Source organism: uncultured Ruminococcus sp. (assembly GCF_946415235.1).
Lineage (GTDB): Bacteria > Bacillota > Clostridia > Oscillospirales > Ruminococcaceae > Ruminococcus.
Genome location: NZ_CAMKRR010000127.1, coordinates 1 through 7,954 on the forward strand (window position 1 = coordinate 1; position 7,954 = coordinate 7,954).

Below are 7,954 nucleotides of genomic sequence, written 5' to 3' on the forward strand. Positions count from 1 at the left end.
TCATGAAGAAGGGTATCGAGATCGTTCAGATGAACGAGAAGGCTATCGACGCAGGTGCAAATGCTTACGTCAAGGTAGACGTTCCTGCTGCATGGGCAAATGCTGTTGATAATTCCAAGCCTGCAAAGCTCGAGGGCCCGGAGAAGCTCGTCAAGATGGTTGACGGCATCATGAACCCCGTAGGCAAGATGCTCGGCGATACACTTCCTGTATCTGCATTCACAGATCACGTTGACGGTACATTTGAGCAGGGTGCTTCCGCATACGAGAAGCGCGGCGTTGCAGTTATGGTTCCCGAGTGGAATCAGGATACCTGCGCTAAGTGCAACAAGTGTGCATTTGTCTGCCCTCACGCAACTATCCGTCCTTTCGCTCTCACAGATGCTGAAGCTGCTGCTGCTCCCGAGAACATCAAGATAGCTCCTAAGCCTATCGTAAAGAGCGATTACAAGTACACTCTTGCTGTTTCCGCTATGGACTGCATGGGCTGCGGCGTATGTATCGGTGTCTGCCCGACCAAGTCACTCAAGATGGTTCCGAGAGAGTCTCAGGAATCACAGCAGGCAGTATTTGATTACTGTGTTGCAAAGGTTTCAGAGAAGACAGACGTTGCAACTGACGCTAATGTTATTTCCAGCCAGTTCAAGAAGCCTCTCCTCGAATTCTCAGGTTCATGTGCAGGCTGTGCCGAGACTTCATATGCAAGACTCATCACTCAGCTCTTCGGCTCAAGAATGTATATTTCCAACGCTACAGGATGTTCTTCAATCTGGGGCGGTCCTGCTGCAACTTCACCTTACACTGTTGATGCAAACGGTCACGGTCCTGCATGGGCAAACTCACTGTTCGAGGACAACGCTGAGCACGGTCTCGGTATGTATCTCGGTCAGAAGGCTATCCGTGAAAGACTCATTGAGGAAGTAAAGGAAATCGCTGCAAGCGACAAGGCATCCGCAGAGGTTAAGAAGGCTGCTGATGAATACCTCGCAACAGTTAACGACGGTGCAAAGAATACTGCTGCAACAGCTGCTCTCGTTGCTGAGCTCGAGAAGTGCGACTGCAAGTGCGATAAGAAGACAGATATCCTTGAGAACAAGAACTACCTCTCCAAGAAGTCCGTATGGATCTTCGGCGGTGACGGCTGGGCTTATGATATCGGCTTCGGCGGTCTTGACCACGTTCTCGCTACAGGCGAAGATGTAAACATCATGGTATTCGATACCGAGGTTTACTCAAATACAGGCGGACAGGCTTCCAAGTCCTCCAACATCGGTCAGGTAGCACAGTTCGCAGCAGCAGGTAAGGCAATCGCTAAGAAGCGTCTTGCTGATATCGCTATGAGCTACGGCTACATCTATGTTGCTCAGATCGCTATGGGTGCTGATATGAACCAGACACTCAAGGCAATCAAGGAAGCTGAGTCTTATCCGGGTCCGTCACTCATCATCGGCTACGCTCCTTGTGAGATGCACTCAATCAAGGGCGGTATGACAAACTGTCAGGCTGAGATGGAGAAGGCTGTTAAGTGCGGCTACTGGAACAACTTCCGTTACGATCCTCGTCTGGCTGCTGAGGGCAAGAACCCATTCCAGCTCGACTCAAAGGCTCCTACAGAGTCTTATCAGGACTTCATCATGAACGAGGCTCGTTACAGCGCTCTTACACGTTCATTCCCTGATCGTGCTAAGGATCTGTTTGCTAAGGCTGAGCAGACTGCTGCAGATCGTTACGCTTACCTCACAAAGCTCGCTGAGAAGTAATTTAAGCGGAATATTTCCAATCTTAACGTGCACATACGAATATAAAATTGCTCCCCGATACGAACAGGTATCGGGGAGTTTTGATATATAATGGGACAGAGTCTCATTCTTGTTAAAAACCTCCTATGGCTTGATCATAGGAGGTTTTTGTGTCATATGCCTGCCAGCTTTATGAACTTGGTGTAGAATTCGCTGACTGCGTTTCTGCCTGTGAGCATTGATTCGTCAACATATGCTCCGATATACTTTCCGTCGCGGAATACATAGTATTCGGTGCCTTCACCCTTTACGAGGTCTATCTTTATGCTGCCGCCTTCTTTGAGCGTGAGCTCGGTGGAAAGCTCGGGATCCTTGAGCTCGGGCTTTGCTTCCGTATCCATTCCCGTAAGCTTGAGTATCGTGAATGAATTGTAGAAGTTGGTGAGCGCAAGATATACCTCGGAAGGACCGAGGTCAACGTCTTTGCCGTTGTAGGTGCATTCCATTGTATCTGTATCAAGTGTGCACTTATCGTCGCTGCCGCGGAATTTAAAGCTGAATCCGCTGATGTTGTAGTAGCTTTCGGTGTTGTAGTTCTGCACGATGTAGTCATAAGGAGTTTTCTGCGTGAAACCAAGGTCTGATGAGTAGTACATCTCCACCTGTTCGCCGTCTACAAGTACATAGCAGTAATTGGGATCGTTTTCGTTCGTGCTTACGAGAAGATGTCTCTCGCTGCCGTCGAGTCCCTTTACTACAGCCTCTCCAACAGGATCGTCAAAGCCGTACTTTGAAAGGTCGTCCAGCTTTTCGTCCATCATTTCCTCTGCTTCAAGGCGGACGATATTGTTGAAGGTGGCGGTGACCTCAGTCTGATCGAGAGTTACCTGTGAATAGTCCGCGGGGAGCTTCCACATACTGTCGCTCTCGTCAAAGGTAAGGTCGCACAGCACCTTTCCGTCCTTGTAGGTGGTTACTTCCTTCAGGTCGTAAAGGGTGTAGGGGAGGAGCTCCTTATTCTTTATAAGAAGCCTGTCGAGCTTGAGAACGCTTCCGCGCATGAGCTCGAGGGCATAGACGTTTTTCTTGCCGTCTACGGTGGCGTAGTAGTACTCGCCTGTGGGACTCTCGTTTCCCACGTTTATGGTATGAGTGCCGTTGGGCTCGGTTATCTCTACGGTGTCGGGAGAGTCGAGACCGTACATTTTCAGCTTTTCGTCTGTTATCTCGCCGTAGTTCTCAACGGCGGTAAGGTTTGAGCAGTAGGTGCATATCAGCTGGCAGTAGGTCTGGTCTACGGGGAATTCTCCCGATTCAAGCACCCATTTTTCACCGTCGAGCTTGCAGGTATACGACTCGCCGTTCTTGGTGAAAACTATCTGAGTGGGGGAGTAGGGATCAAAGTCGAACAGTACGTTGTCATTGATCTCCTCCTGTACCTTTTGGTCTTCCTTTTGTTTCTGCCCCTTCAAAAAGAGCATAGTGCCTACGGAAGCGCCTGCCATAAGGATAAGCACTATAAGAGCGATTATTCGTTTATTCATCAGGAATTTCTCCTTCTGAGCCATACAGCGACTCCGAATGCGGCTATGACAGCAGGGATAGCGTAAAGTATCGCGATAACCTTCGTTGCGTCCTTTGAATCCTTGAATATCATGCGGTCATAGGAGTTTATCTTGTTGCCTACGCCGAACTGTATCTCGCTGTCGTACAGCCATGTGTTCGAGAATACTATGAGCGTTCTTGTACCGCTGGTGCTGGAGACATTTTCGGTGTCCTGTGACAGCTCGACTGTGGGAGTGCAGACAACATCGTCGATAGGTGCTGTGGTTCCGATTACTATGAGCTTGGAATTGTTCTGCTTGTTGTAGGAATAGTAGCCGAATTCAAGTTTGATGCCGCTGAGCTTCTCGTCGGCTTCCTTTTGGGTGGTCTCGTCGCCGCCCATTGCTTTGCTGACGGTGGAATACTCACCGTTTCCGTCGACAGTATTGATTATTATGGGAGAACGCTCCACATATGCAGCCTTGGGGAAGGAGTCCTCGGGGATCTCTGTAAGGCTTCTCGGATAGGAGATACCTGCAATAAGCTTGGTTTTCTGGTTGCTGCCATCAGCGCTTGAACCGCTCAGTATCATATTGAGGTCGGAGGTGAGGTCCTGTGTGAATTCCGAGTTGTACTGTGAGCCTGCGGGGTACTCAACGCGGAGGAAGTTCTCGTTCTGCTCCTTGTTGGGATCGTAGAGCATATTCTGAGGTGAGGACTCGGTAACGATGTTGTAATCGAGGATAAGTCCGAATTCCTCCATTATCTTTTCGATGTTGTCAAAGCGTCCCTCGGTGTCGCAGGGATCAAGGAGGAATGACATGGAACCGCCGTTGTCGGAATAGTCGAGAAGGAGCTGTGTCTCCTTGTCGGTAAGATCCTTTGCGGGTCCTGTGAGATAGATTATCTTTGCGTCCTGCGGAACTGCGCCCTCCTTGTCAAGGTCGAGCTCCTTTACTTCGTAGTTGTTGGTTTTGAGTACAGCGGCGAAGTTGGAGAAATTCTCTTCGATAGTCTTTTCGCCGTGGCCTGTAAGGAAGTAAACAGTGGGGAGATAGCCTGCGGAACAGGTATCTATGGCTGCTGCGATGAGCTCCTCACCTGCGTACTGCTTGGAGCCGTCGGAGCCTGTCTGGAATATCTTGTCCTTGCTTATCTTCTTGGTGACGCCGTTGCATTTTACAAAGACGTCGCCCTCATATGTTCCGAGAAGCCCCTCGGGGTCAAGCTCCTGTGAAAGAGTGGGGTTCTCGTTGGGACGGAAGCAGGTGAGCCTTATATTGTCACGCTCTTCAAGCTGTGTGAGAGTATGATAGAGCGGCAGATACTCGGCAGCCTCCGCGTCCTTGAAATACTTTAGGAGGGAGAGATAGTAGATATCTATCTGCTTGTCTGAGGTGGCGTCAAGAAGATCAAGTGTCTTCTGATTGAGAGTGTACTTCTTTGCAGGGGTCATATCGTAGCCCTTGTCAAATAATCCCGCAATGATATTTATAGGTACGAATATCAGCAGTACAAGGAGCGCGAGCAGGAGCGCGAGTGCTCCCGAAAGATTGAATTTTTTCTTTTTCATATCAGCTTACCCCCTGTTCCAGCGTCTTTTCTCGATGGATATGTATGTCCATGCGAGAAGAACTATTACTGCCGAACCGAAGAACACAAGGTCCGAAAGGCGTATGAAGCCTTCCGAGAAGTAAGCAAATCTCGGCTGAGCTGCGAATGAATAAAGCACCGACTGGAGCTTCGGGAACTGTGAGATAAAGCCCGAATTCGCAAAGTTGTCAACGAAGAGAAGTATGAACATGACTACTTCACCGATGATAGCTGCGATTATGGAGTTTTCGGTAAATGAAGATATGAGCATACCGAGAGCTATATACATCGCTCCCCAGCAGAAGATGCCGATGTAGGCACATATGAGCTGGCTGACAACGACTTCGCCCTTGATAGCTGTGATGAGGGGGAAGAACAGTGTGCATACCAGCATGAAAAGGTATACGGTAAGATTTGCAAGGAACTTTGCTATAACTATCTTTGCAACGCTGACGGGAGAGGTCATGAGCAGTACCTCCGTGCCGTTCTTGCGCTCGTCCGCAAATGTCCTCATGGTGAGGATGGGAAGCAGGAATATGAAGTAGAGTATTACCGAATAGAACATTTCGGTGAAGGAGAACGGGAGAGTGTTCGAGTTTTCCAGATGGCTTATGGCGCTTGCCAGCGGAAGTGTGAAGAGCAGCATGAAGAGCGCTGCCATAGCGTAGGCGAAAGGAGTGTAGAAGAAGGATTGCAGCTCCTTTTTATATATAGGAAACATATTATTCTTCCTCCTTTTCTTCTGCCGGTTCTTCCGCGGAAGAGCCTTCGGACTCGTCGGGCGTTTCCTCAAGGAGCTCCTCAAGGCCCGATCTCTTCACGGGACGGTTTATGAGCTCGATGAATACGTTTTCAAGGTTTGGCTTGTCGGTATACATTTCAAGTATGCTGATACCGCTGTTGATGCACTGTGACATGAGGGAGTCTCTTATCTCGTCGGAGTCGCCCTCAAGCTGTACGGCGAAGGAGTAGATGCTGCTGCCCTCGTCGTTGATATCGAGCAACTCCTTTACTCCCTTGGTCATTTCTATTATGGAAGCAGCCTTTGTCTTGTCTCCCTTGACCTTTATATGGAGCACGAGAGACGACGCAAAGGACTTTTCAAGGTTCTCGATGGTGTCCATTGCGCGGATATCGCCCTTGTTGATTATGATAACGCGGTCGCATACGGCGCTTACCTCGCTGAGTATATGCGAGCTGAAGATAACGGAGTGGTCTTTTTTAAGGCTCTTTATGAGAGCTCTTACCTCTGCTACCTGATTAGGGTCAAGTCCTACGGTGGGCTCGTCGAGTATCAGGAATTTCGGGTCGCCCAGCAGAGCCTGTGCAATGCCCACGCGCTGTTTGTAGCCCTTTGAGAGATTGCGTATGAGCTTGCCCTCAACGTCCTTTATCTTGAGAAGTCCCATAACGCGGTCTATCTCGTCTTTTCTCTTACCCTTGGGGACTCTTTTGAGACCTGCACAGAAGGAAAGGTACTCCTTTACCTTCATATCGGGATAAACAGGCGGTATCTCGGGGAGATAGCCGATATTCTCCTTTGCTTTTATGGGATCCTTGGTGATGTCAGAGCCGCAGATGTTGACTGTACCGTCGGACATGGGCAGAAATCCTGCTATCATGTTCATGGTGGTTGACTTACCCGCACCGTTGGGTCCGAGGAAGCCGAGTATCTCATTATCGTTTATTGTAAAGCTTATATGATTGACAGCACGGTTATTGCCGTAAAATTTCGTAAGATTATCAATAGTGATCATGAGGCGCTCCTTTCCGATCAGAAATCATTTTTTTCGGGTAAAAGCAGGTGCAATTACCTCAGCATAACATACTGCTTTATTATCGCAGAATAATATTAACATGAGATTAACAAACTATGAACATAATGTTAATTCGGTTTTTGGATTGGAAACGGATATATCATGCTCTATGCACGGTGACAGGTAAATATTATAGCTATTGTGTGAGGATTTTGTGTGGAAAAATTGAGGAGAAGATGAATGTTTGCAAGTTTTGTTTCTGATTGAAACTTGTTAATATATTGTTAAAATATGAAGAAAAGTTTACAGCAGCCGAGTGGCTAAAATGCACAAAAAAGGATTTGCTATTGTGTGCATTGCACCAAAATTGACTTGCCTCAAAAATGAAAACAATGTAAACTGTTGACACAAATTAAAAGGTGGGCTATAATATCTTTGAAAATAGTTTGAAGATTGTGTACACTGGCGTGAAAATGTACACAGGTACGAAGTATTTTCGTATGAGCTCCCGAAATCAAGCCTTTTGGGGGCAGTTATCCATTTTTTAACCACTATATTATTACGAGAGGGGTAAAAACAAATGATAAGCAAAAAGAATAAGGCTCTTGCAGCAAGTGTTCTCGCTGCAGCAATGTCTGCATCCGCTGTTCTTCCCACAATGGCTTCTGCTGCTGAGACTACAGCTCAGGCTCAGAAATCAAACGGCTCTTACAAAGAGATGTTTGAGTCTCTTTATGAAGACGTTGTAACAAACGGTGTCCAGAACGGCTATCTCAGCTCGCAGACAAACGGTTCAGGCTTCGGTATTCCTTACCATTCGGTAGAGACATTCATCGTTGAGGCTCCTGACTACGGTCACGAGACAACTTCTGAGGCTATGTCATACATCGTATGGATGGCAGCTATGCACGATGTTCTCGCTTCCAACAACACAATTTCAGGCTCTAAGGGTGACCTTAAGAAGGCTTGGAACACAATGGAGGCTATGATCCCCGGCTGGTCAAAGGCTTCAGGCAGAGATACAGAGATCAAGTACAGCTCTATCTGGGATCAGAAGGACGGTCTTAAGGCTGATACCTCCGAAGAGTGTGATTCACCTGAGGATTATCCTGCAAGCCAGCCAGGTGTAAAGGCTGAGAACCCTATCTATGATACATTCAAGTCCGCATACGGCAGTGACAACGGTTACTACCTTATGAACTGGCTTGCTGACGTTGACGACTGGTACGGCTTCAGCAAGGGCACAAAGGGCGAAGGCAAGTTCACATTCATCAATACCTTCCAGAGAGGTGAGCAGGAGTCTTGTTTCGAGACTGTTCC

General features: G+C 48.0%; 6 protein-coding genes. 2 read left to right on the forward strand and 4 right to left on the reverse strand.

Going from position 1 to position 7,954, the window contains the following annotated elements:
* A partial coding sequence (locus Q0R37_RS14355; RefSeq protein WP_294755255.1) for a thiamine pyrophosphate-dependent enzyme occupies window positions 1-1,760 on the forward strand: 1,760 nt, incomplete at its 5' end.
* Between the two features lie 152 nt (window positions 1,761-1,912).
* Here the strand turns inward: Q0R37_RS14355 and Q0R37_RS14360 are convergent.
* Genes Q0R37_RS14360 through Q0R37_RS14375 form a run of 4 tightly spaced genes read right to left on the reverse strand, consistent with a single transcriptional unit; the run spans window position 1,913 to window position 6,634 of the window.
* Window positions 1,913-3,283, reverse strand: a complete 1,371-nt coding sequence (locus Q0R37_RS14360; RefSeq protein WP_294755256.1) for a DUF4340 domain-containing protein — start codon at window positions 3,281-3,283, stop codon at window positions 1,913-1,915.
* On the reverse strand, window positions 3,283-4,857 hold the full coding sequence (locus tag Q0R37_RS14365) for a Gldg family protein (protein ID WP_294755257.1): 1,575 nt from the start codon (window positions 4,855-4,857) through the stop codon (window positions 3,283-3,285). The genes Q0R37_RS14360 and Q0R37_RS14365 overlap by 1 nt, the downstream gene beginning before the upstream one ends.
* Before the next feature lie 6 nt (window positions 4,858-4,863).
* Window positions 4,864-5,598 carry an ABC transporter permease gene (locus tag Q0R37_RS14370; protein WP_294755258.1) on the reverse strand — a complete coding sequence of 245 codons (735 nt, stop codon included), beginning with the start codon at window positions 5,596-5,598 and terminating at the stop codon, window positions 4,864-4,866.
* 1 nt (window position 5,599) lies between these two features.
* Window positions 5,600-6,634 (reverse strand): ABC transporter ATP-binding protein, encoded by a 1,035-nt coding sequence (locus Q0R37_RS14375; RefSeq protein WP_294755259.1) that lies wholly within the window; start codon window positions 6,632-6,634, stop codon window positions 5,600-5,602.
* Between the two features lie 580 nt (window positions 6,635-7,214).
* Between Q0R37_RS14375 and Q0R37_RS14380 the strand changes: the two genes are divergently transcribed.
* The coding region (locus Q0R37_RS14380; protein ID WP_294755260.1) for a glycoside hydrolase family 48 protein at window positions 7,215-7,954 on the forward strand (740 nt) is incomplete at its 3' end.

What these genes read in the sequence shown, in the direction of transcription:
- Q0R37_RS14370 (WP_294755258.1), bottom strand. Translation starts at nt 5,598, where the DNA reads ATGTTTCCTATATATAAAAAGGAGCTGCAATCCTTCTTCTACACTCCT.
- Q0R37_RS14360 (WP_294755256.1), bottom strand. Translation starts at nt 3,283, where the DNA reads ATGAATAAACGAATAATCGCTCTTATAGTGCTTATCCTTATGGCAGGC.
- Q0R37_RS14375 (WP_294755259.1), bottom strand. Translation starts at nt 6,634, where the DNA reads ATGATCACTATTGATAATCTTACGAAATTTTACGGCAATAACCGTGCT.
- Q0R37_RS14365 (WP_294755257.1), bottom strand. Translation starts at nt 4,857, where the DNA reads ATGAAAAAGAAAAAATTCAATCTTTCGGGAGCACTCGCGCTCCTGCTC.